Origin of the sequence: Kitasatospora sp. NBC_01560 (assembly GCF_045208415.1) — a bacterium.
Classification (GTDB): Bacteria; Actinomycetota; Actinomycetes; order Streptomycetales; family Streptomycetaceae; genus Kitasatospora.
Genome location: NZ_CP109364.1, coordinates 6,991,466 through 7,012,048, shown reverse-complemented (window position 1 = coordinate 7,012,048; position 20,583 = coordinate 6,991,466). Strand labels below are relative to the sequence as shown.

Below are 20,583 nucleotides of genomic sequence, written 5' to 3'. Positions count from 1 at the left end.
CCGGACGGTGGCGAAGTGGGTGAGCCCGTGGCTGGTTCCGCCGGTGCTGCCGGCGGTCCGGACCAGGTGCTGCCCGCCACTGTACCGGAGCTCCCGTCAGGGCACCCGGCACAGGGGCGTACCGTTCCCGATCGTGCGGGCGCGAGAGTGAAATGCCTGGGCTCGGTCGCTCAAGTCGGCGTTGGTTCCGCTAGGTTGAGAGGCCGTAGTCGAAGGGGCCCTCGATCAGGTGTGGTGGCCCGGCAGGAGGCCACTGGTGAGCGATCGCAGCGCCATCGAATGGACCGAGGCGACCTGGAATCCCACCACCGGGTGCGACCGGGTCTCGTCCGGATGTGACAACTGCTATGCCCTCGCGCTCGCGAAGCGGCTGAAGGCCATGGGGGCGGCGAAGTACCAGGCAGACGGCGATCCCCGCACGTCTGGGCCGGGGTTCGCTCTTACGCTCCACCGGGACGCCCTGTCGGTGCCGTACGGGTGGAAGAGCCCGCGGACGGTGTTCGTGAACTCGATGTCGGACCTGTTCCACGCAAAGGTGCCGCTCGACTTCGTGCGCCGGGTCTTCGCGGTGATGGCGGACACACCGCAGCACACCTACCAGGTGCTGACCAAGCGGGCGAGGCGGCTTCGACGCGTCGCCGAGCGGCTGGAGTGGCCGGAGAACGTGTGGATGGGTGTGTCCGTGGAGAGCTCGGCCGAGCTCGACCGGATCGACGACCTTCGCGACGTCCCGGCGGCCGTGCGGTTCCTGTCGTGCGAGCCGCTGCTCGGCCCGCTGGAGGGGCTCGGCCTGGACGGCATCCACTGGGTGATCGCCGGCGGTGAGTCGGGCCCCGGCCACCGGCCGATGGAGGCGTCCTGGGTCAGGCAGGTGCGCGACGCCTGCCAGGAGGAGAACGTGGCGTTCTTCTTCAAGCAGTGGGGCGGCCGCACTCCCAAGGCCGGCGGGCGGCTGCTGGACGGGCGGACCTGGGACCAGATGCCCTTGCCCGTCACGGTCTGACCGGCGGGCGCACCTCCAACTTGTGGATCGGGGATCCCTTGCCGTCACTGGGTGTCCCCCCTGTTCCGTGCAGGTGCTTGACCGCCTGGCGGGCGACGGTCTCGGGAACCTGGCCATAGTGCTCCCCGAACACCTGCAGCGTGTGGTCGACCAGCTTGAAGGGGCGCCCCGCCCGCAGCAGTTCGGCAAGATTTGCGGCCATGACCGGTACGGCCCGAGCCCGGACCTGGTCAGGATCGGGACGCTGCAGGGTCGCCATCGCGAACAGCGCGTTGTCCTCGGCCTCCTCGGTCAGTTCCAACCCCTCCCACCAGGTGTCGCGGGCTCGGGCGTGCGCATCGCCGAAGGCCCACAGGCCGTGGTTGCTGCGCGTCCCGAAGACCAGGTTGTAGACGGCCTTCCGGCCCGGTGCCTTGGTGACGGGCACCGAGACCGTACTCATGCCCGTCCGCTCTCCGAGGAGCCTGCTGTACTCGGCGGCGACCTTGTCGTCGGCGTCCCTGGTGTAGCCGTCGGCGAAGAGGTCCCGCCACCAGCGCCCGCCGCACACCTCGTCCAGGCGCTCGTTGGTCCGCTCGTTCCCCTTCGCAGAGTGGGAGTTCCCTCCGATCCGGCGCACCGCCATCATGCTGAAGTTCAGCAGCAGCTCGGTCGGCGGCCAGGTCTCCTTGCGGCGCGTGGCGAGGACGTCGACGAGGGTGTCGAACGGCAGGGCGAGCCCGCACGGGTCCAGGAACAGGAACAGCGGACGCCCCTCGGCAGCCGTCAGCACCTCGTCCATCAGCCCGGTCACGTCACCGTGGAAGGCGCGGGCGTCGACACCCTGTCTGCGGTACTCGGCGACGACGGACTCCAGGTGGGAGAAGGACGGCGCGGACCTCTCCGCGAAGAAGCAGGTCCAGCGGACCAGATTCTTCGCCTGATGGTCGGCTGCGATCCTGAGGACGCGTTCGGCTGACCCTGCCGTTCCGTTCCCGTAGCGGCCCTCGCCGGCGTACCCGTCCAGATAGACGACCTCGCCACCGCTCTTCGAACCGGTCATCCCTCCGAACCGGGGTATGTAGCGGCTGAGCAGGGTGTGTTTGAAGACGCTGGGCAGCGCAGGTGCCGACCAGTACTCCCCCGACGTGCCCTTCGACATCCGTCCCCCTCCGCGCCCGGCACAACCCGACCACTGATCGCTCCAGGGTGGATGAAGCGCGTGCATCGCGTAAAGACCACGTGCCAGCCAACCCGCCTCTCCTTAGAGTCCTGTCCCTGGGCCTCGGGTGTCAGAACCATGGAGCAGGATGGGCGTGATACTCATCTTTGGGGAGGGAGGGCACGCCATGGCCACCGACGGCTCCCGGCTGCCTGTGGAGTTCCTACTCGCCGTCGCGGCCGACGCCGAGCCCGAGTCCGCTGCGGCAACGATGGCCGCTGAACAGGCACACGGCATGGCCGAGACCAACAGTCGGCAGTACGGGCAACTCCTCGAAGCACTTCTCAGGACGCCGTACCGGGAGAGGGCCCCTGCCTGGCTCCTGGAGACCGCGGTGACGAACGGCCTGCGGCAGGCAGCCGAGTCCGAATATCTCCTCGGGACGACGATCGAGCTCCTGGCCCTCGCCCTCGCCCACCCCGAATGCGACGAGAGCATGCGGGCCGACGCCCTGCTGCGCTGCCCGGACAGTCTGCTCGGCGCCCTCGGCACCGCCGACCGACCAGCTGCTCTGTGCGCAGCCGTCGCCGCCGAGTTGCGCAGAAGGGTACCGCAACGGTCGCGCATGACACCCGACCTGCTCAAGGTGCCGACGCCGGCGCAGCTGGCCCTGCGAACAGAACGACTTCACGACGACGTGTTCGACGTGGCCGTCGCCCTCCTCCCCGGGGAACCCGACTTCGACCAGCCGGACGATGAGAGTTCCGATGCCTGGTCGGAGCGGATCAAGGAAGCGGTCGCCGCCTGGGAAACCATGTGGTCGATCGTGCTGCAACGCCACCCCGGCCGGCACACCCAGCTGGTGGACTGGGGCGAGGGCACCGCCGCACATCACGTCATCAGGGGCCAACTGCTCGGCAGCCTGCCCTGGGCGGTCGAACCGGCTCTGCTCAAGCGGATCGCCCTGAAAGATCTCGGCGACTTCACCCAGGCCATGACCGTGACCCGGTTCTGCCGGCACATCCTGGAAGGATCCTCACCAGAGGAAGCCCGGGAGCGCTTCGCCGATGTCATCGGCGCCCTCGGTGAGGAAGACCGCGAGCGCCTCGACTTCTACGTCGACGGCGGCGAACGCCGGGCCGCGTGGGGCGCTCGCGCCGCCGTCTCCTGGGTTGCCGACGCAGCGAGCAGCAGGTGGCGTCTCCTGCTCAACCCCGCCGAGGCCAAGCCGTCGTACGGCGACCCATATACCTGGCTGACGCCCGCAGGTGAACTCGCCGAGCTCGGGCGCCATTTCGCCGATGTGGCCGTGCAAGCGCTCCAGACCTGGCAGCCGAACCACTTGCTCGGCATCAGCCAGGCAGCTGAGCTCCGCTGGGTCCACGCCATGCTGATCCACCTGCCCGAGGTGACACCTGCCGTCAGGAAGACGGTGCAGCTCATGGTCCGCGACGCCCAACGAAGCCATGCCCGGACCCGGTCCTACGGCTACCGGGCGCAGGAAGACCACCGGCAGTTCAACGAACTCCTCACCGCGATCACCCGGATCGTCGCCGACCCGCTCCCCCAGGCACCCGCCACCCGGCGCGCGGCCCTCGGCGATCCCGCGCAGGTGACGCCCCGGAGCCTGTCCGCCGTCACCCCGGAGGTCCTCGACGAGTACCTGGACCGGCACACCGGCGACGACCAGCTCGTGGAGAAGGCCCTGTTGTCCTTCGCCTGGCGCAGCAGCTACCGGCACGACCCGTCCTTCGCCGATGTCCTCGCGCGCCACTCGGACCCGCAGCAGGCCGTCCACACCCTCACCCGTGACCTGCGCAGCAGACTCGGTGGCAACCCCGCCAACCGGGAAGCCTGGGCACAGCACATCCTTGCCCTGCCCGACTGCCGCAGCGAGACCGTCCTCGCGCTGCCCGCCTGGACGGCGCTCAAGTCGCGGGGAAGCCACTACGACCGCACGCACCCCACCGTGCTCGCTCTCGTGGCCGACATCCTCGGTGACGACCGCCAGGCCTGGCACCGGCTCACCGACAGCCCGATCAGCAACTCCGGCCCCAACGCCTGGCTCCGCCTCGGAGACATCCTCAACGCCGCTGCAGACGGCACTGGTTGGCCGAAGCCACCCGTCTCGCGATAGCGGCCTTGCGCAGCCCGCCTCCCGGAGGCGGGCGCCCACCCGTAGCGCCCTGAGCAGGGCGAAGAGCCACGCGTTCCTTCGCCCTGCTCAAACGATTACGTAGGCCGCCCCGGGCCGCGGTCGATGTCGAGGACGCCGTAGAGATGCCGGCCGGCACCTCAGCGGGCGAGGCGCTCGTGGTCGACGAGGTGCAGGCGCTGCCGGGTGGCGAAGGCCGCCGCGGGGTCGGCGAAGCCGTTGAGCGCCACCACGACCGGGACCGCAGCCCCGTGCACCGGCCGGGCGGTCCCGTTGAACCTCTGCACGGCCTGCGACGTCACCGGGGTCGCGTACCGCTTGCACGGCAGCACCACCCTGTCGGGCTCGGAAAGTCATCGCCGCAGGTGGCAGCGATAGAGCGACCTCGGCTGGCACCCTGTCCGCGTGATCGTTTCGCTGCTTTACAAGGTGGCCCACAAGCTGTTGTCCGCACCCGGGGTGCTGCTGCGCCGCGACACCGCCAAAGACGCGGAGCTACTCGTGCTCCGGCACGAGAACGCTGTGCTGCGCCGCCAGATATCCGGCCCGCTCCGCTATGAGCCCGCGGATCGGTTCTGGCTGGCAGCGCTCTCCAGCCTGATACCCCGTCACCGTTGGCGGGCAGTCTTCCCGATCGCTCCCGGCACGCTGCTGGCTTGGCACCGCCGACTCATCGCGGCGAAGTGGGACTACGGCACACGGCGGCGACCGCCGACCAGAGCGGCGCTCAAGAACCTTGTGCTACGCCTGGCTCGGGAGAACGCGAGGTGGGGCCACAAACGGATCCAGGGCGAGCTGGCCCGTCTCGGGCACCCGATCGCCGCCTCCACGGTGTGGGAGATCCTCCATGCCGCCGGCATCGACCCAGCCCCACGCCGCACCGGCCCGACGTGGCGCGAGTTCCTCACGAACCAGGCCGAGGGCATCCTCGCGGCGGACTTCCTCCATCTGGACACCGTGCTTGGCCAGCGGCTGTACGCACTGGCGTTCATCGAACACGGCACCCGACGCCTGCACATCACCGGCGCCACCGCCCACCCAACCCGAGACTGGGCAGCACAGCAGGCCCGGAACGTGGCAGCCGACCTCGGCTCCCACGCGGAGTCCCTACGCTTCCTGCTGCGCGACCGGGATAGCAAGTACGACCAGTCCTTCGACGCCGTCTTCGAGGCCGAGGAAATGCAGATCCTCAAGAGTGCGCCGCGAACTCCCCGGATGAACGCCCATTGCGAGCGAGTGATCGGGAGCATCCGACGTGAGGCCCTGGACCATGTCCTCATCATGAACGAGGCCCACGCCCGGCAGGTCCTGACCGCCTACCAGCAGCACTACAACGCACACCGCCCCCATCGGGCACGCAACCAGCTACCGCCCGGCGCCCACGAGCAGCCCACCACACACGACCTCGAGGGCCGAAAACTCCTGCGCACCCGCGTCCTCGGCGGCGTCATCAACGAGTACCGATACGCGGCTTGACCAGCAGCGATGACTTTCCGAGCCCCACAGGGCAGCACCAGGTTCGCCCCACGGGTTTCCACGCCTGCACGACATGCACCGGCAAGTGGCGACGATTCGCCTCATCGGCGGCCCAGGCGAGCACCACGTCCGCATCCAATCAGCTGGTCCCCGACGCCCGCACGGTCGCCGGGTGGGGAAACCGAGAGCTTCGACGGTATTCCCGAGCCACTCGGACATCTGCCAGATTGCGCGGCCAGGAAACGACCAGAGCGTTTATGGCAGTTTGATGGGATCGCACTGCAACTGTCACTTGGCGGGAACAGCAAAAAGGCCGCCCCCGCATCTCTGCGGAAACGGCCCACGCCCTGCATAAACGCTGATCCGAACAACAGGATTTGTACCTGCGCCCCCGACACCTAAGTGATCCCGCTATCTCCCGCCCGAAAGGCCGGGTTGGGATTTCGTGATCACGAGCCGCAGAATCAGGGCTCCTGCTTCTCTGATCTGCATATGTACCTCCTCGTGATCGTCCTGCCGGTAAGTTCTCCGGCAATCTCCAGGTTACTCCGGTAAAGCGCGAATTCAGGCACGTCAGGTGCACGAATACCGTCGCGTCAGTTCACCAGCGCAGCTGCCGGGCCGCCCAGGACAGGCGCTGGCCGTGCGGCCGACCGCCCCACGGGGCCCAGGCGAACCGGCTCCCGGAGCGAGCCCGTCGTCGCTCCGCGTTGTACGTTGCCCGCAGGTCGGCCGCGAGAACCGCCAGAACACCTCACCCGTTCTCGGGCGGTACGCGGCTGCGAAGGCAGGCCGGGGGCCGCAGTCGATGCTTACAAGATCCATCTGGCTCGGGTGTCGCCGCTGCACAGGTCGCGGTTGACGTCGCCGTCCGAGTCCTCGTTGCCGTCGAAGCGAGGCCGTACAGCTTCAAGATCTGTCGGATAGGTCGGATCCTGCTCGGGCGCCGCGCCGAACGGATTGAGCGGTCCGTCGACATCGAGAAGCAGCAGCGGACGCGGCACAGGGCCGCGAACACGAACGGGACTCCCTGCTGAACAGATGCGGGAGCCCCCGCTCTGGCAGACCCTGGCAGGGGAGCCGACCCCGGAGGAGAGCGATGACCGGTACCAGTGGCTCACGGGAACCGAGCGCCATGGTCCACATGTCGATCTCCGGTGCACCACCCATGGCCAACATCGTCGCCGACACGGTAGGACAGTCGTACCGACTGATCACCGTCCCCGGCGCGAGCACAGCAGGGGACTACGTCTCACCCGCAGATCAGGTGGTCCGCAGCCGCTGGCAGGTGGACACGTCGGCGCCGGTAGAAGGCGCCGCCACCCAGCCGATCGCCCTCGCCGATGCCGACGCCGACCCGGTGAAAGTGGAGCTCAGCGGTCGACCCGATGCCGCCGTCAAGGTCGATGCCCTGATCCGCGCCCGATTCCGCGCGGGACCGCCTGCGGGCATTTCACAGGCCTTCGAAGTGTGGCCGGGGAGCCCGCCGCCCGCCGCAGACCGGCCATGACCGAAGTCGCATGCGGATGGCAGAGTTGTCACGCCCCGCCGGGAGCACGCTGCCAAGCCCTCCGCACGGCCCGAAAGCGCCCGGTCGCCGTGGTAGTGGCGGCGGCCCGGTGTGGAAGGGCTTTGTGGCACACCGGTCGACGGCCCGACCAAGGCCACGCCGCGCATGGAGATGCACCTCGGTGGGAGTGTCCGTAGGGTCGAAGAAGGGGTTCGGCGCAGGGGTATCCTTCCCCGCCACTGACGCGTCGGCGCCCACACCCAGGAGATGACCCGCTGTGACGACATCATCCGAGACCCCCGTCCTCGACACCCTGGCCGCCATGACCCTCGACTCGATCGAGCGGTGCGGGCTGCCCGCGGACATGCTCGTCCTCACTCGAATCGCCGCCCTCGCCGCCATGGACGCACCTGCGGTGTCCTACCTCGCCCACATCGATCCGGCCATGAAGACCAATCTGACCCCCGCCCAGGTGCAGGACGTCCTGGTCGCGATCGCCCCCATCGTGGGCACTGCCCGCGTCATGTCCGCGGCCACCCACATCACGGAGGCCCTCGGGTTCGTCATCGCCGTGGCCGAAGCCGAAGCCGAACTCGAAGCGTAGCCACTTCTCCGGAATCCGGTTGCGACCCTCACGGACCACAGTCAGGGACCGCACACCGGGTCGGCGACCGTGCTGCGGACCTGCCGAACCGGCAGAGCCGGTGCCACGCCTGTGGGTCTCCGTGCCCGGCCTCCTGGAGGAATCGTCGTGGCGAACCACCGGCGGCGTCCTGCTGTGGGCATGATCCGGTCAGCCTGCTGAGCGCGCCGTAGCGGGCGTCGACGAGGCCCATGGCGGTGGTGATCACGCGCCGGAGCATCACCGGGAGCTCCGGTTCCGGCCCACCGCCATGACCGCGTCCAGCAGATCCTGGAAACGGTTTTGGGCATGGGCCAGATCCCGTAGCCGCCCGACGATCTGATCCATCTCGTTGTCGAGGCGATGGCCGGCGTCCGGATTGTCCGGCCGCGCGGCCCCGTACCCGGATCCATCGGACTCGCGTCCCCTCGACCAGCTGAGCAACCGCCACCACACTCACGTCGGCGCGTCCTGCCTCGCCCGCTAGGCGCGACGACCGCCCGACCGCGTTCGGAGGGCGGTCGCGCAGGCAGCCTGTCCGGGCCCCGAGTGCCGCTGGAGTTGCACGGCGTCCGACCTGCCCCGGAGGGCAGATCATGCCGATGGAATGCGCCTTCAAGCACCCGGGGGTGGAGCGCTCGCGCGACCGGCGCCGGTCGGCGAGGTACTGGAGGTCGCCGGCCCCGTGTCGAGGAACTCCCGGACGGCGAAACCGACCAGCACCACCACGACGATCCACCACACCACGGCCGCCGTCGGGTAGCTCCAGGTGGCGAGAACGATCGCCGCCACAACGAGAATCCCGGCTCCGAGCCACCGCTTGAACCGGTGCACGAACCGGCCGACCGGCCCGAGCCGCATGCCGTGCGACGTCGACACCCCGCGCAGAGCGCCGATCGACGAGCTGCAGGCGGTACGGATCGCCACGGCAGGCCTGGACGGACCGATCAGAACGGCGCCGACGGCCGTCACCAGCGCGGTCACGCCCACGGCGCGGACGCTCGCCCGCAGGAAGCGGATCAGTGCGTCGTAGATCGCGCCGGCGGCGGCCTGGGACGCTCCGGGCGGCAGATGGTCGAGGTAGAAGGACCGGAAGACGGTCAGCACGACGCCCAGCAGGAGCATGGCGATCGCCACCCCGAGCGCTGCGCCGATCAGGCCGTGCCGCCGGTTCACGGCGGTGTACACACCGGCGGCGGCGACCAGCACGGCGATGATCGGCAGCCAGCTGCCCATGATCTGCAGCAGCCGGAAGTAGCTCTTGACCTTGCCGATGTCCTTCGACTGGTAGACCACGAAGCTGGTGTGCACCTCCGGGATCCTCGCGGCGGGGCCGAAGCCCGAGGCCACCAGCTGGTCCTTGACCTTGGCGACGAACGGCCCGATGTCGATGGCGACCTGGTTGTTCTCCAGCGAGACCGCGCCACCGCCCTTGCCCGTCAGCGCCTTGTCGAGCGAGGAGTGCACCGCCCGGTTCGCGTCGACCCACAGGGTCTCGAACTGGTCGCTGGTCACCACCTTGTTCACGGTGGTGCTGACCAGCTGGGTGAGGCCGCTGGTGATCGGCCCGCTCAGGCCGCCGATCAGCTTGCCGAGCTCCGGCGGCGCCCCCTGTTGGACGGCTGCCGCGGAGAGCTGGTCCACCACGGCCTTGACGTCGATCTGGGCCAGGACCTCCGTGGTGACCCGGTTGGTGAGCGCGGCCTGGACGTCGGGGTTGCTCGCCAGCGGCGCCACCGTGGCGACGTACCGGTCGGTGTCGCCGATGATCGAGTTCGTCCACACCGCGATGACCGCGAGCAGCGCCAGCAGGGAGGAGATGACGATCAGGACGACCGAGCCGAAGGTGCGGAGGCGATGGTGACGCGCCCTGGGCGCTGGTCTTGATGCCTCGAGTGCGGTGAGCCGGTGCCGCAGCTCAGCGAGCTCGGCGCGGTCGCCCGCAGTGAGCTGGGGTTCGGGCGCGGCGTCCGGAGGCCGGGCGGGGCCGGGCGGTTCGCCGCCGGCCGGGCCCTGCCGCGGGCTGTTGTCGCCCGCCGGATCGGACGCCGGCTCGGGTTCACCGCTCGGCATGGCATGCTCCTTGAGTCGGGTCCTCTGGCAGAGGCGGGGACGGCCGGACTGACGGCACTCCTTCCTCAGGAGATACCTTGAGTGACGCATCTGCCACCGAGTGTGACCGATCGGGTGACTCCGATTCCGTCTGCGCCATGTCCCCCGGAGTCATCCGGAACGCGTGAGGGCTGGACGCGCCGTTCACTCGCGCAGTTCGTAGCGCGCCATGGAGGCAGCCCGGCCGCCGGTCCGGAATCGGGCTGGAAGCGGCGGCCGGGCGCGTGCGGAAGACTGCTGTGCCATAGCCGCCGCCTCGGGCCGGTTCGATCACGGCCGGGACAGGTCCGCCCAGGCGATCGGGCGGCAGTGCCAAGGCCTGTGCGCGGCCTCCAGCTCCGATATCGGCTTCGCGCGAACCGCATGGTGTACGGCTGGCCGCGGACCTGGTGGGCCCCTGGATGACGGCATCCGCGCACGCGGGCCGCGCCGACCTGCTCCGGGCCCGGGAAGCGGCAGGTCAGCCGAGTTCGCTCGCCGCTTCCCGGACCGCCGTGTCGAGGTCCTTGGAGCTGACGTCGAGCTCCTTCGCGACCTCCTTCTCCGCCCTCAGCCCAGCCTTCTCCACGGCCTGCGCGAGGGTGCTCTCGCCGACGATGACCAGGGCAGCCTGCCCGGCATCGATGAGCTCCCCGAATTCCTTGACGTCCGCTCGCGACATCCCGTGCCACAGGTGACCGCTCACCCCGCCCACCGCCGCACCGACTGCGGCGGTTCCGATGATCGCGGGCGGGAACAGCAGCCCGATGAACCCACCGACGGCCGCGCCGCCCCACGCCCCGTGCCGAGTAGACGTCTCGTCCTTGTTGACGTGCACCTTGCCCTTGTCGTCCTTGGTGACCACAGAGGCGTCGTAGGTGCCGACCGCGCCGACCGCGTGGAGGTCCTTGACGATGTCGTAGTCGGCCCTGGCCGCGGCCTCGTTGGGGTAGGTGCCGATGTAGATGAACACTGCGTCGGGCTTCGCCATGTCGTCCGTCCTGTCTGTTCGCACCGCGTCCCGAAGAACGCGGCGACCGAGGCTGAGGCCACGCCACGAAACCGTCGGCAGCGCTGCCGACGGCGGCCCGGGTCGTACACCTCACTTGTGAGGCCAGCATGCGCGAGGACAACCGGCCCGGCATCCCGCGCGGAGCGAGGCACAGGGATGCACCAAACGATGGAATGGGCTGCCGGACCGGGCCCGGGTGCCGCCCGCGGCACGACATTCGGGAAGAGGGGGACACGTACTCCGCACCACCGTTCACCTGCGCCATCCCCCACGTCACGGCTGCCACACTGCAGCCATGACAGACGAACAGCCAGGGGAGGAACGGACCCGGCGTCAACTGCGCACCGCGCGGATGGAGGCGTTCAGCGACGGCATCTTCACCATCGCCAGCACCCTGCTGGTCATCGAACTCGCCGTCCCGCCCGGCTCCACACACCTGTGGCATGCAGTCGTCGAGCAGTGGCCCTCCTACCTGGGCTACCTCGTCAGCTTCGCCACCATCGGCGCGATCTGGCTGGCCCACTCGATCATCACCGAATACCTCGACCACGCGAACCTCTGGCTGATGCGCCTGAACCTCATCCTCATGCTCGCCGTCGCGTTCCTGCCCTTCCCGACGAAGCTGCTGGCCGAGTACATCCGGGAAGGTGAAGCGGAACGGGTCGCCGCCACCGTCTACGGCGTCTCCCTCCTGCTGACCTCCCTCCTGCTGTACCTCCTCTGGCGCTACGCCGTCCGCCGCGGTCTGGTACGGGACGACACGGAGGAATCAGACGTACAGATCCTCACCAGACGTCTCACCCCCGGACTCGTCGCATACGTCGCGCTGATCGTCCTCGGCCTCTTCGTCCCGGTCGCCGCCGTCATGGGCTACCTCGCGATCGCCCTCTACTACCTCGTGCCCCTCGGACGGGCCAGACGACAACGCCGCCTCAACCAGACGAGGTCCACCCGCGGGAACCAAAGCGGCACGAGGTGACCGCGCGATGAGCATCACCTCACCAGCCGAAAAGGTCGTTCCGAGGACCAGGAAGGCACGGCACGTCCACCGCGGGAACTGTCCGCCCGCAGCGCGCCCTGCGGCACTGCAGCCCTGAAAGGGGACGGAACGGCCACGCCGCAGTCATGGGATACCTGACGGTCGCCCTCTACTACCTCGTGCCCCTCGGACGGGCCTGGAAAGAGGCATCTCACCGATGACGACACAACCCGAACTCGGCGGGCGCGACACCACCCCCAGGCACGCCTCGGAACACCACCGGCCGTCCCCGCTCGTACACCACCGTCCCACCGGCCACACCGACCGCGCCCCCGGTCCGGCCTGCCGTCGCGGAAGCAGCCGTCCCGAGGTGACACGGTGACCGCCTCGGACCTGGCGATCGTCGCCGGGCTGGTCTTCGTCTGGGGGATGCTGTCGGCGCGGCTGGAACGCTTCGACATGACCGCGCCCATCGTGTTCACCACCGCCGGCGTTCTGCTGACCCACGGCCCGCTGACGTCGCTCGGGATCACCCCCAGCCCGGAACTGGTGAAGCTCCTGGCCGAGGCCACCCTGGCGCTGGTGCTGTTCTCCGACGCCTCCCGGGTCGGGCTGCGCCAACTGCGCCCCGACCTGGGACTGTGCCTGCGACTGCTGGGCATCGGTCTGCCGCTGTCCATCGCCTTCGGCACACTGCTCGCCTTCATCCTGCCCGGCGTGGGAACCATCTGGCTCGCCCTGCTCGTCGGCGCGGCGCTCGCGCCCACCGACGCGGCACTGGGATCCGCTGTCATGGTCAACCCGGCCGTCCCGGCCAGGATCAGACGGGTCCTCAACATCGAGAGCGGCCTCAACGACGGAATCGCGACCCCCGTCGTGCTGGTCGCCATCGCGGGGGCGTCCACCGCCGAGCACGTGGGCGACACCGGGCCCGGGAAGGCCGTGGCCGAACTCGCGATCGGCCTTCTGGTCGGCGCCGTCGTCGGCGGTGGCGGCGGCCGGCTCATCAAGCTGGGCCGCGACCGCGACTGGGTCGCCGACGGATTCGCCGGCGCCGCCGTCCTGGGCCTGGCCCTGTGCTGCTACGCCACCTCCGTCGCACTGGACGGCAACGGCTTCATCGCGGCGTTCACCGGCGGCCTGGCCTTCACCGCAGCCGGCGGCCCCGCCGCCAAGCTCGTCCCCTACCTCGAGGAGACCGGCGCCCTGCTCTCCCTGCTCGTCTGGCTGCTCTTCGGAGTGATCGCCGTGGTACCGGCCATGGAGGCACTCAGCTGGCAGACAGCGCTGTACGCGGTGCTCAGTCTCACGGCCGTCCGGATACTGCCGGTCGCCCTCGCCCTCGCCGGCACCCACCTCGGCCGGCCCGCCGTACTGTTCATCGGCTGGTTCGGGCCACGCGGCCTGGCCTCCGTCGTCTTCGCACTCCTCGCCCTCGAAGACCTCGACGGGCCAGCCGCCCGAGCCACCACCGCCGTCATCGCCTTCACCGTGCTGCTCAGCGTCCTCGCCCACGGCCTCAGCGCGGACCCGCTGGCCAAACGCTACGGCGCCCGCCTCGCTGCACCGCAGGGACAAACCGCCGCACCAGCAACGACGGCCGTGGCGGCCGAAATCCCCGCACGACGCCTCATCCGCCGAACCCCGAACGACGACCGACCGAGGCAGTAGAAAGCCCACCGACGCACTACCACGGCTCGGCCCACCGAGACGACGGCATCAGGAGTGCCGCTGGAGCTGCCTGATCCGGCCCCACCCGCACCGTCGGCGGCCGCCCCAACCAGCAAGTGCCGACGGGCCTTCGAGGTGGGAGCCTGGCAACAGGGGGTCTCCCGCCAGGTCGCCCGAGTCGGCGACAAGGCCACCCACCCCGAGGAGCCCACACATGGCCAGCAACGCCGGCAAAGCGCCACCCGAAGCCGGGGTGTCCCGGTGGCCGTTGGTGACCGGCTGGACCATCTTCGAAGCAGTACTGATGATCTTCGGCGGCGCCATGGCGATATTCGAGGGAATTGCCGCCGTCGCCAAGTCAGTGTTTCGCGCAATTCGGGGGCCCTGGAATCCCACCCGGGATGAAGGTACAGGTCAGCGGGTTGGACGCTGGTGACGCCAGCGGATTCGCCTCGGGACGCGAATTCAAGAACAAGTCCGGCACGGTCCGGTACCTGCACCTGGCCCACATCGCCCTGTTCAGCGGCGCCGCCTGGACACGCGTCGTCGGAGTCGCCCCCGCAGGCATCGGCTGGCGTTCCACGACTTCCCGGCCGCGTACTGGATCCACCAACGGACCACCAACCCGATCGAGTCGACGTTCTCCAGGGTCGAGCTCCGCACCAGGGTCACCCGTGGCGCGGGCAGCCCAGCCGCGGCCCTCGCGATGGCATTCAAGCTCGTCGAGTCCGCCCAGGCACGCCGGCGCGCGATCACCGGCGCCCAGCCGGTTCCGCTGGTCCGTACCGGGCAGCCGGGTGCGCGGAGTGATCAGCGACCGAAGCCGGTCGAGGTCGGGGCGGAAGTCCGGGGCACGCAGGGTGAGCGGGACGCGGGTGGCGCCGGCCATGGCGATGCCGGCGGCGTACGAGTCGTAGAACGGCTCGAAAGCGACCACCTCGTCGCCGGGCTCCAGCAGCGCCAGCAGCGCGGCGGCGATCGCCTCGGTGGCGCCGGCGGTGACCAGCACCTCAGCGTCGGGGGGTGTCAGTGACGTAGTGCGGTGGCGATCTGGACGGAGACGGTGCCTGTCAGGGAGCGGTTGCTGTGGACGGTCACGGTCTTCGCCTGGCCGGGACCGACCTGGTTGATGGTCGCCACGGTGGCGTCGAGGAGGTTGCCTGCCGGGTCTCGGAACTCGACGGCGACCGTGTAGTCGGCGGTGCTGCTGGCGTGGTTGGTGGCGGTGATGTCGGCGGGGATCCGGCCGTTGGAGTCGGCGGCGCCTGCTGTCGCGGTGACGTCGTTCTTGGCGTCCACGCCGTTGGTGATGCTGGCCAGGGCCGAGGCGGCTGACGCGCTGGCGGAGGATGCCGCACTGCTGAGCGCCGATGCTGCGGAGGATGCGGCGCTGCTGAGCGCTGACCCTGCGGAGGAGGTGACGGAGGCTGCGGCGGACGATGCGGCGGAGCGTGCCGCGGAGCCCACCGGCCCGGGCGTGCCACTGGTACCGCCTGAGCCGCCGCTGCTCGAACAGGCCGCCAGCCCGGTCGCGATCAGAGTGACGGCCGTCAGGGCCGCCGCGTGTCGCAGGCGCCGGTATGCGGTTGGCGTACTGGCCAGCGGGCGTGACGGACGGTGCGGTCGTCGGCGGGTGGGGGCCGGTGCCTCCACTGCCGTGGTCTCGGAAGCTCTACGGCCTTGGGGCGTTGCCTCGACCACGATGGTCCCTCCGTCATCGGACGTTTCGTCCCACTCTCCGATCCGCTGGAGAGCCCGGCAACTCCGGTCGTCCACTCCGCGTACGGGAGTCCCTCGCGTGGCCGAACCGGCGTCGATCCGGCCCTGGCTGCTCAGCGGCGGCCCGTGGTCACGTGCTCGTTGCGGGGACGGGTTGGAGGTCGTCGTCGGGCTTGTCGTGGGGCCACAGCAGGTAGGTGGCGGCCAGTGCGAGTGCGCATCCGATGACGGTGTCGAGGAGACGGTGGCCGGCCCAGTGCCCGATGGCTCCGGTCGGGGTGCCGGCGAGCAGGATGGCGCCCATGGCGGTCAGCGCGCCGGCGGGTACGGGGTAGGTCTTGGTGTAGGTGATGCCGAGGAACAGCAGGACGAAGGCGGCGGTGAACAGCACCTGGTGCGGTACGACCAGTGACAGCAGCCCGAGCAGGACGACGCCCAGGACCGTGCTGGCGACGCGGGCCAGGGCGACGGTGTATGGGGTCTTGCCGGTGGGCAGCAGGACGACGAAGGCTGCCAGGAACACCCACAGGGCATCCCGGCTGGCCGACCGCTCGAACAGGTAGGTGCCGATCGCGAGCGGGACGGCCCGTCGCACGCCGTCCCTGGCGTACTCGTCGAAGGATCGCAGCGAGCGGAGCATGCCCGGCCCGAGCGCCGTGGTCCGCGGTGCGGCAGTGGTGTTCGCGGTGTCGGCGGTGCCGTGACGTTTCCTGACGGTGGCGGAGACCGCGGAAACGGCGAGACCGGCCACGGCGCCGATCGCGATGCGGGCCACACCCGAGCCGAGCGACACCGACGGGACGAGGTCGTCCACGACACCGAGTGTGGCGACCAACACATACACCAGTGTGCCGATGGTGCCGACGGCCGCGCCGACCGGTCCGGTACCTGCGGCCAGCGAGGTCGCCATGGCCGCGGCCGCCATTGCGGCGGCGGCCCACCACGGATGGGTCGTCGTCGCGAAGGCGACAGAGGCGGCGACCACGGTGACGAGCACCGCCGCCGCCGAGGCCCGTACCGTCAGTGCCGCCGGGACCGCGGCGCCGACGGCGGCCACCGCGCCGGCGGCCAACCCCGCGAGGATCGCCCCGCGCTCCGGTGCCAGCCACAGCCCGCACACCGCTCCCACGCAGAGCCCGATCGCCAGATGACTGGCCAGCATCCACTGCGGCGGCCGCCCGGTCGACCTGAACAGGCGCCGCCAGTCGCGGCCCGATGCCGTGCCGTTGCTCGTGTCCACCACAAGACGCCCTTGCCTTCTCGCCCGGCGTCCTGGGTCATGGCACGCCGCCTCGGTTGGTCATGTCGCCGCGGCGGCGCGGATCGGTCGCGGCCGACCATCAGAACGCCGTACCCGCAGGCCCGCGTGCCTGACCCTCGATATTCCGCCGGTACCGCTTGCGGGCCGACCGCGCCTGATCGATCACCGGCGCGGTCGGAGGTGGGACTGGAGGCGGCAGCGGCTCTAGCCCCTCAGCTGATCCTCGGCGTCGGCCACCGCGATGGCGATGCCGAGTGCCTCGGCGATGTTGCCGGCGGCCGACATGACGCGGGCGGTGCCCACGATGGGTGCGATGGCGACCAGGACATCCTGCAGTTGGCCGGCGGTCAGGTGGGCCTTGAGGCCGGGCTCGATGTGGGCGAGGTAGGACACGGGGGGCGCATCCATGGAGACGAGCGCGGCGATGCGGGTGAGGATGAGCATGTCCGGGGAGAGCCCGCACCGCTCGATCGAGTCGACCGTCATGGCGGCGAGAGTGTCGAGGACAGGGGTTTCGGATGCAATGGTCACGTGTTCCTCCTGGCGGCGTTGGGCGATGCCGACGCGCTTCAAGGCGTGACGGGAAGTCCGCGGACGTCGAGCGGCATCGGTTCGACCCTAGGAGCCCTCACCGCGAACCGCCTGGGAAGCGGGCGTGCGGGTGAACGGGATGGAGGCCCGCTGGCGCGGGACCTCGGTACTGGCCGGCGGGGGCTGGTCCTCCTTCTCCCGCTCAGGTCGAGCCCAGGCCTCGAAGGAGAGCGATGACCAGTTCCGTTGGGTCGCAGGAACCGAGCGTCATGGTGCACATGTCGATCTCCGGTGCGCCGCCCCTGGCGAACGTGGTCGCCGACACGGTGGGGCAGTCGTTCAGGCTGATCGCTGTCCCTGGTCCTGGCACGGCGGGGGACTATGTCTCACCCGGCGATCCGGTGGTTCTCACCCGCTGGCAGGTGGACACGTCGGCGCCGATCGAAGAAGCCACCGCACGGCCGGTTGCCCTCGCAGATGCCGGTGCCGGCCCGATGCCGTCGTCACGGTCGATGCGCTGATCCGCGCCCGTTTCCGCGCGGGACCGCCGGCGGGGATTTCACGGGCGTTCGAAGTATGGCCGGGGAGTCCGCCGCACGCCACAGGCCGGCCATGATCGAAGTGGAATGCGCCTGGCGAAGCGCCTGGTCCTGCCGCACCGCATGGGCCGACCGGACCCGGTCAGATGGTCGCACCGAGCGGGTTCGGCATGACGCTGCGGCCACGACCTCACGACTGGACGACGCCCTGCACGCCAGGTCGTGCGAGCCGCCACCCTGTTCGGGTGATGGCCACCGCGGCAGTGTCTTAAGCCGCGGCCCCTCGTCACTGATCGCGCCTCGAAGCATCGCCGTACGGGCAGACGGAGACCCACAAGGTGGGCTCCCTTCGCCGGCATTGTCCGGATCAGGTGATGGAGGTCGCCTTCCGGTCTCACAGACCTTCCAGCCTCTCAGCCCGACCGTCGAAAACCGCCCCGCGCGGAGCCTCCGCCCATCGCCCGAGGCCGTCCGGTCGAACTCCCTCGCTCGCCCCGCAGGCCGTCTTCCACGGTACTCCCGCCCCCGCCCGCCACCAGGGCCGGACGGCCCCACCGCTGCCCGGGTGACCAGGCTGGCCGACCGAGCCGAACATCGCCTCGATGAATCCACCGCGCCTCCGATCGGCCACCGCCGGGAGCGTCGTGCCGTTGGCTGCGTCCAGCGGCGCGGCGGCCGCGTCCTGCGGGCGGGGCTTCGCGCCCGGACAGCCCGGCACCGCCGGGAGTCACGATGGCCACCCTGGCGCCGCTCGCGGATGAGGGGCAGGACATCGCCGACGAACTGCGCACGATCGGCACGGTCCGGGAGTGCGAGCTGATCCGCTCCGCGCGCAACCACGCGGATCCTCCGGCTTCGTTCAGCCGATCGTCGTCCTCGGCTACGGAATGTCCTCGCTGATCGGTACGCCCTGCGGCTTCGACCGCGGAGCGCTGGTGATCGGCAACACCTCCGGCGGGACCAGTGTCGTCACCGTCCAGGGGACGATCACGCCGGCGCTCGCCCCCTGACCGGCATGCGGCTCACTCCGCTGCTGGTCGGCCAGGTCGTCGGCATCGGGCTGCTGATAGCGCTCGCCCTCACCGCCTCGGTGTCTTCATGGCCAGCCGGATCGAGCGCATGGAGGACTTCTCGGTCGTCAAGCATGCTGTCCGCGGTAGACGTGCGCCGTCTTCGGATGGCCGACGAATTCGTCGTCTTCGAAAGGCGGACGTCCAGGGATCTGTCCTGCCATCTGCCCCTGCCATCTGCCGGGGTTGTGGTTACGGTGGGAGTCAGAACGCGCCGATGTCCTCCCCTCCGGTCGGGCGCGTTCGCGGCTACCCGTCGCATCGCATGCGACGGTGGGGCGTTCCACAGGATGACCGAAGGTGGGCTCGATGGATCCGGAGGATGGATCTGCGCGGCCGTATTCTCCCGACCTCAGCCATCGCCTCGACGACGAGATGGATCGGATCGTCGGGCGTCTGCGGGACTTGGCCCAGGCCCAGAGCCGCTTCCAGGACCTGCTGGACGCGGTCATGGCGGTCGGCCGGGAGCTGGAGCTGCCGATCGTGCTCCGACGCCTAATCACCACGGCGATGGGCCTGGTCGACGCCCGCTACGGCGCCCTCGGCGTCCTGAGCGAGGACGGCGAACACCTGGAGGAGTTCATCCCCGTCGGCCTGAGCGAGCAGGAGACGGCGGACCTGGCCGGGGTCGCCCTCCCGCACGGTCGCGGACTCCTGGGCCACCTCATCGACCACCCCGAACCGCTACGTGTCGCCGACATCGGCGCCCACCCGGACTCGGTCGGATTCCCACCCGGCCACCCGCCGATGCACACGCTGCTCGGAGTCGCGGTCAGCTCCCGCGGACGCGTCTACGGCAACCTCTACCTGTCCCAGCGCCGCGACGGGCAGCCCTTCGACCGTCACGACCAGGACATCGTCGTGGCGCTCGCCGGAGCCGCCGGCCTCGCGATCGAGAACGCCCGCCTCTACCGGCAGGTCCGCGCCGGCGCCGAGTACTTCCAGCGCCTCCTGCTCCCGCAACTACCGGACCTCGACCCGTTCGAGACCGCCGCCGTGTACCGGCCCGCCGCCAGTCCGGACCACGTCGGCGGCGACTGGTACGACGCCCTGATGCTCCCCGACGGCGCCTGCGCCCTGGTCATCGGCGACGTCGTCGGCCACGACCTCAAGGCCGCCGCCAGCATGGCCCAGACCCGCAACATGCTGCGCGCGCTGCTGTACGACCGCCGAACCCCGCCCAGCGCGGTCCTCACCCAACTCGACCGCACCCTCGACGCGATCACCGACAACCCGATCACCACCGCCTGCCTCGCCCGCATCGAGCCCGCCGACAACGGCTGGACACTGCACTGGAGCACCGCCGGCCACCCCCCACCGCTCCTGATCGGCCCCGACGGCACCGCCCGCTACCTGCACGCCGAACCGGGCCTGCCGCTTGGCGTGGACACCAACGTGCCCCGCCCCGACCACAAGCACCCCCTCCCAGCGGACGCCACGCTGATCCTCTTCACCGACGGACTGGTCGAACACCCCGGCCGTCCGCTGGACGCCGGCCTCACCTCACTCGCCCGAATCGCCGCCGCACACGCGGACCTGTCCCTGGACGACCTCTGCCGGACCCTGGCCGACGCCCACCTCGGCGACGGCCGCGATGACCTCGCCGTCCTCGCCCTCCGCACCCCATTTGACCGGCAGCCCGACGACGTGACACACGGCCGAGCCCGGCCGGCCGGGTCTCCCTTTGCCACTGACCAAGGGAGACCTGCAGGTCAGCTGGCATTTTCGTAGCCCTGTGGTCGCAGCGCGGTCTCCGAATTGGCGCAGAATGGGAGGAGGACAACCCGGCGCGCTCGACCCTCC

Annotated in this window: 17 protein-coding genes and 2 pseudogenes; 11 read left to right on the top strand and 8 right to left on the bottom strand. The window is 70.1% G+C overall.

Going from position 1 to position 20,583, the window contains the following annotated elements:
* Nucleotides 1-256: 256 nt before the first annotated feature.
* The gene (locus tag OH807_RS30395) at nucleotides 257-1,003 is read left to right on the top strand and encodes a DUF5131 family protein (RefSeq protein ID WP_266313577.1); all 747 of its coding nucleotides are present in this window, start codon (nucleotides 257-259) and stop codon (nucleotides 1,001-1,003) included.
* On the opposite strand, the gene tcmP is transcribed toward OH807_RS30395, so the two are convergent.
* Nucleotides 993-2,144, bottom strand: a complete 1,152-nt coding sequence (gene tcmP, locus OH807_RS30390; RefSeq protein ID WP_406205164.1) for a three-Cys-motif partner protein TcmP — start codon at nucleotides 2,142-2,144, stop codon at nucleotides 993-995. The genes OH807_RS30395 and tcmP overlap by 11 nt on opposite strands.
* 187 nt (nucleotides 2,145-2,331) lie before the next feature.
* Between tcmP and OH807_RS30385 the strand changes: the two genes are divergently transcribed.
* On the top strand, nucleotides 2,332-4,281 hold the full coding sequence (locus OH807_RS30385; RefSeq protein ID WP_266313575.1) for a hypothetical protein: 1,950 nt from the start codon (nucleotides 2,332-2,334) through the stop codon (nucleotides 4,279-4,281).
* 158 nt (nucleotides 4,282-4,439) lie between these two features.
* On the opposite strand, the gene OH807_RS30380 is transcribed toward OH807_RS30385, so the two are convergent.
* Nucleotides 4,440-4,631 (bottom strand): restriction endonuclease, encoded by a 192-nt coding sequence (locus tag OH807_RS30380; protein ID WP_266315786.1) that lies wholly within the window; start codon nucleotides 4,629-4,631, stop codon nucleotides 4,440-4,442.
* 73 nt (nucleotides 4,632-4,704) lie between these two features.
* Between OH807_RS30380 and OH807_RS30375 the strand changes: the two genes are divergently transcribed.
* The 3 genes from OH807_RS30375 to OH807_RS30365 all read left to right on the top strand — a co-directional run bounded on the left by OH807_RS30375 (nucleotide 4,705) and on the right by OH807_RS30365 (nucleotide 7,889).
* A complete protein-coding gene (locus OH807_RS30375) occupies nucleotides 4,705-5,775 on the top strand; it encodes an integrase core domain-containing protein (protein WP_266313574.1) in 1,071 nt (356 codons plus the stop codon).
* Nucleotides 5,776-6,874: 1,099 nt separating this feature from the next.
* Complete coding sequence (locus tag OH807_RS30370) at nucleotides 6,875-7,285, top strand: hypothetical protein (protein WP_266313573.1); 411 nt, start codon at nucleotides 6,875-6,877, stop codon at nucleotides 7,283-7,285.
* Nucleotides 7,286-7,562: 277 nt separating this feature from the next.
* On the top strand, nucleotides 7,563-7,889 hold the full coding sequence (locus OH807_RS30365; protein ID WP_266313572.1) for a carboxymuconolactone decarboxylase family protein: 327 nt from the start codon (nucleotides 7,563-7,565) through the stop codon (nucleotides 7,887-7,889).
* A 633-nt stretch (nucleotides 7,890-8,522) separates the two neighbouring features.
* On the opposite strand, the gene OH807_RS30360 is transcribed toward OH807_RS30365, so the two are convergent.
* Both OH807_RS30360 and OH807_RS30355 read right to left on the bottom strand, forming a co-directional pair.
* Nucleotides 8,523-9,980, bottom strand: a complete 1,458-nt coding sequence (locus OH807_RS30360) for a hypothetical protein (RefSeq protein ID WP_406205161.1) — start codon at nucleotides 9,978-9,980, stop codon at nucleotides 8,523-8,525.
* Nucleotides 9,981-10,479: 499 nt separating this feature from the next.
* On the bottom strand, nucleotides 10,480-10,989 hold the full coding sequence (locus tag OH807_RS30355; protein WP_406205158.1) for a DUF1269 domain-containing protein: 510 nt from the start codon (nucleotides 10,987-10,989) through the stop codon (nucleotides 10,480-10,482).
* 316 nt (nucleotides 10,990-11,305) lie between these two features.
* Between OH807_RS30355 and OH807_RS30350 the strand changes: the two genes are divergently transcribed.
* The 3 genes and pseudogenes from OH807_RS30350 to OH807_RS30340 form a co-directional block, all read left to right on the top strand.
* Nucleotides 11,306-11,989 (top strand): TMEM175 family protein, encoded by a 684-nt coding sequence (locus OH807_RS30350; RefSeq protein ID WP_266313569.1) that lies wholly within the window; start codon nucleotides 11,306-11,308, stop codon nucleotides 11,987-11,989.
* Between the two features lie 378 nt (nucleotides 11,990-12,367).
* Complete coding sequence (locus OH807_RS30345) at nucleotides 12,368-13,660, top strand: cation:proton antiporter (protein WP_406205155.1); 1,293 nt, start codon at nucleotides 12,368-12,370, stop codon at nucleotides 13,658-13,660.
* A gap of 571 nt (nucleotides 13,661-14,231) precedes the next feature.
* Nucleotides 14,232-14,450 (top strand): annotated as a pseudogene (locus OH807_RS30340) (IS256 family transposase); the annotation flags it as partial.
* Here the strand turns inward: OH807_RS30340 and OH807_RS30335 are convergent.
* From OH807_RS30335 to OH807_RS30320, 4 genes and pseudogenes are all read right to left on the bottom strand, one after another.
* A pseudogene (locus OH807_RS30335) lies at nucleotides 14,451-14,681 on the bottom strand (aminotransferase class I/II-fold pyridoxal phosphate-dependent enzyme); the annotation flags it as partial. It lies immediately after the preceding pseudogene.
* Between the two features lie 5 nt (nucleotides 14,682-14,686).
* Nucleotides 14,687-14,959 (bottom strand): hypothetical protein, encoded by a 273-nt coding sequence (locus OH807_RS30330; RefSeq protein ID WP_266313567.1) that lies wholly within the window; start codon nucleotides 14,957-14,959, stop codon nucleotides 14,687-14,689.
* Between the two features lie 550 nt (nucleotides 14,960-15,509).
* Nucleotides 15,510-16,619, bottom strand: a complete 1,110-nt coding sequence (locus tag OH807_RS30325) for an FUSC family protein (protein WP_406205152.1) — start codon at nucleotides 16,617-16,619, stop codon at nucleotides 15,510-15,512.
* Nucleotides 16,620-16,844: 225 nt separating this feature from the next.
* The gene (locus OH807_RS30320; RefSeq protein WP_266313565.1) at nucleotides 16,845-17,171 is read right to left on the bottom strand and encodes a carboxymuconolactone decarboxylase; all 327 of its coding nucleotides are present in this window, start codon (nucleotides 17,169-17,171) and stop codon (nucleotides 16,845-16,847) included.
* Nucleotides 17,172-17,404: 233 nt separating this feature from the next.
* On the opposite strand from OH807_RS30320, the gene OH807_RS30315 reads away from it, so the two are divergent.
* From OH807_RS30315 to OH807_RS30305, 3 genes are all read left to right on the top strand, one after another.
* Nucleotides 17,405-17,692, top strand: coding sequence for a hypothetical protein (locus OH807_RS30315; protein ID WP_266313564.1), 288 nt, complete (start codon nucleotides 17,405-17,407; stop codon nucleotides 17,690-17,692).
* Between the two features lie 827 nt (nucleotides 17,693-18,519).
* Nucleotides 18,520-18,720 carry a hypothetical protein gene (locus OH807_RS30310; protein ID WP_266313563.1) on the top strand — a complete coding sequence of 67 codons (201 nt, stop codon included), beginning with the start codon at nucleotides 18,520-18,522 and terminating at the stop codon, nucleotides 18,718-18,720.
* 435 nt (nucleotides 18,721-19,155) lie between these two features.
* A complete protein-coding gene (locus tag OH807_RS30305; protein WP_266313562.1) occupies nucleotides 19,156-20,511 on the top strand; it encodes a PP2C family protein-serine/threonine phosphatase in 1,356 nt (451 codons plus the stop codon).
* Nucleotides 20,512-20,583: the final 72 nt, after the last annotated feature.

Excerpts from the sequence above, each read along its gene's own strand:
- OH807_RS30305 (WP_266313562.1), top strand. The coding sequence starts at position 19,156 with ATGGATCGGATCGTCGGGCGTCTGCGGGACTTGGCCCAGGCCCAGAGC.
- OH807_RS30355 (WP_406205158.1), bottom strand. The coding sequence starts at position 10,989 with ATGGCGAAGCCCGACGCAGTGTTCATCTACATCGGCACCTACCCCAAC.
- OH807_RS30315 (WP_266313564.1), top strand. The coding sequence starts at position 17,405 with ATGACCAGTTCCGTTGGGTCGCAGGAACCGAGCGTCATGGTGCACATG.
- OH807_RS30370 (WP_266313573.1), top strand. The coding sequence starts at position 6,875 with ATGACCGGTACCAGTGGCTCACGGGAACCGAGCGCCATGGTCCACATG.
- OH807_RS30350 (WP_266313569.1), top strand. The coding sequence starts at position 11,306 with ATGACAGACGAACAGCCAGGGGAGGAACGGACCCGGCGTCAACTGCGC.
- tcmP (WP_406205164.1), bottom strand. The coding sequence starts at position 2,144 with ATGTCGAAGGGCACGTCGGGGGAGTACTGGTCGGCACCTGCGCTGCCC.
- OH807_RS30385 (WP_266313575.1), top strand. The coding sequence starts at position 2,332 with ATGGCCACCGACGGCTCCCGGCTGCCTGTGGAGTTCCTACTCGCCGTC.
- OH807_RS30360 (WP_406205161.1), bottom strand. The coding sequence starts at position 9,980 with ATGCCGAGCGGTGAACCCGAGCCGGCGTCCGATCCGGCGGGCGACAAC.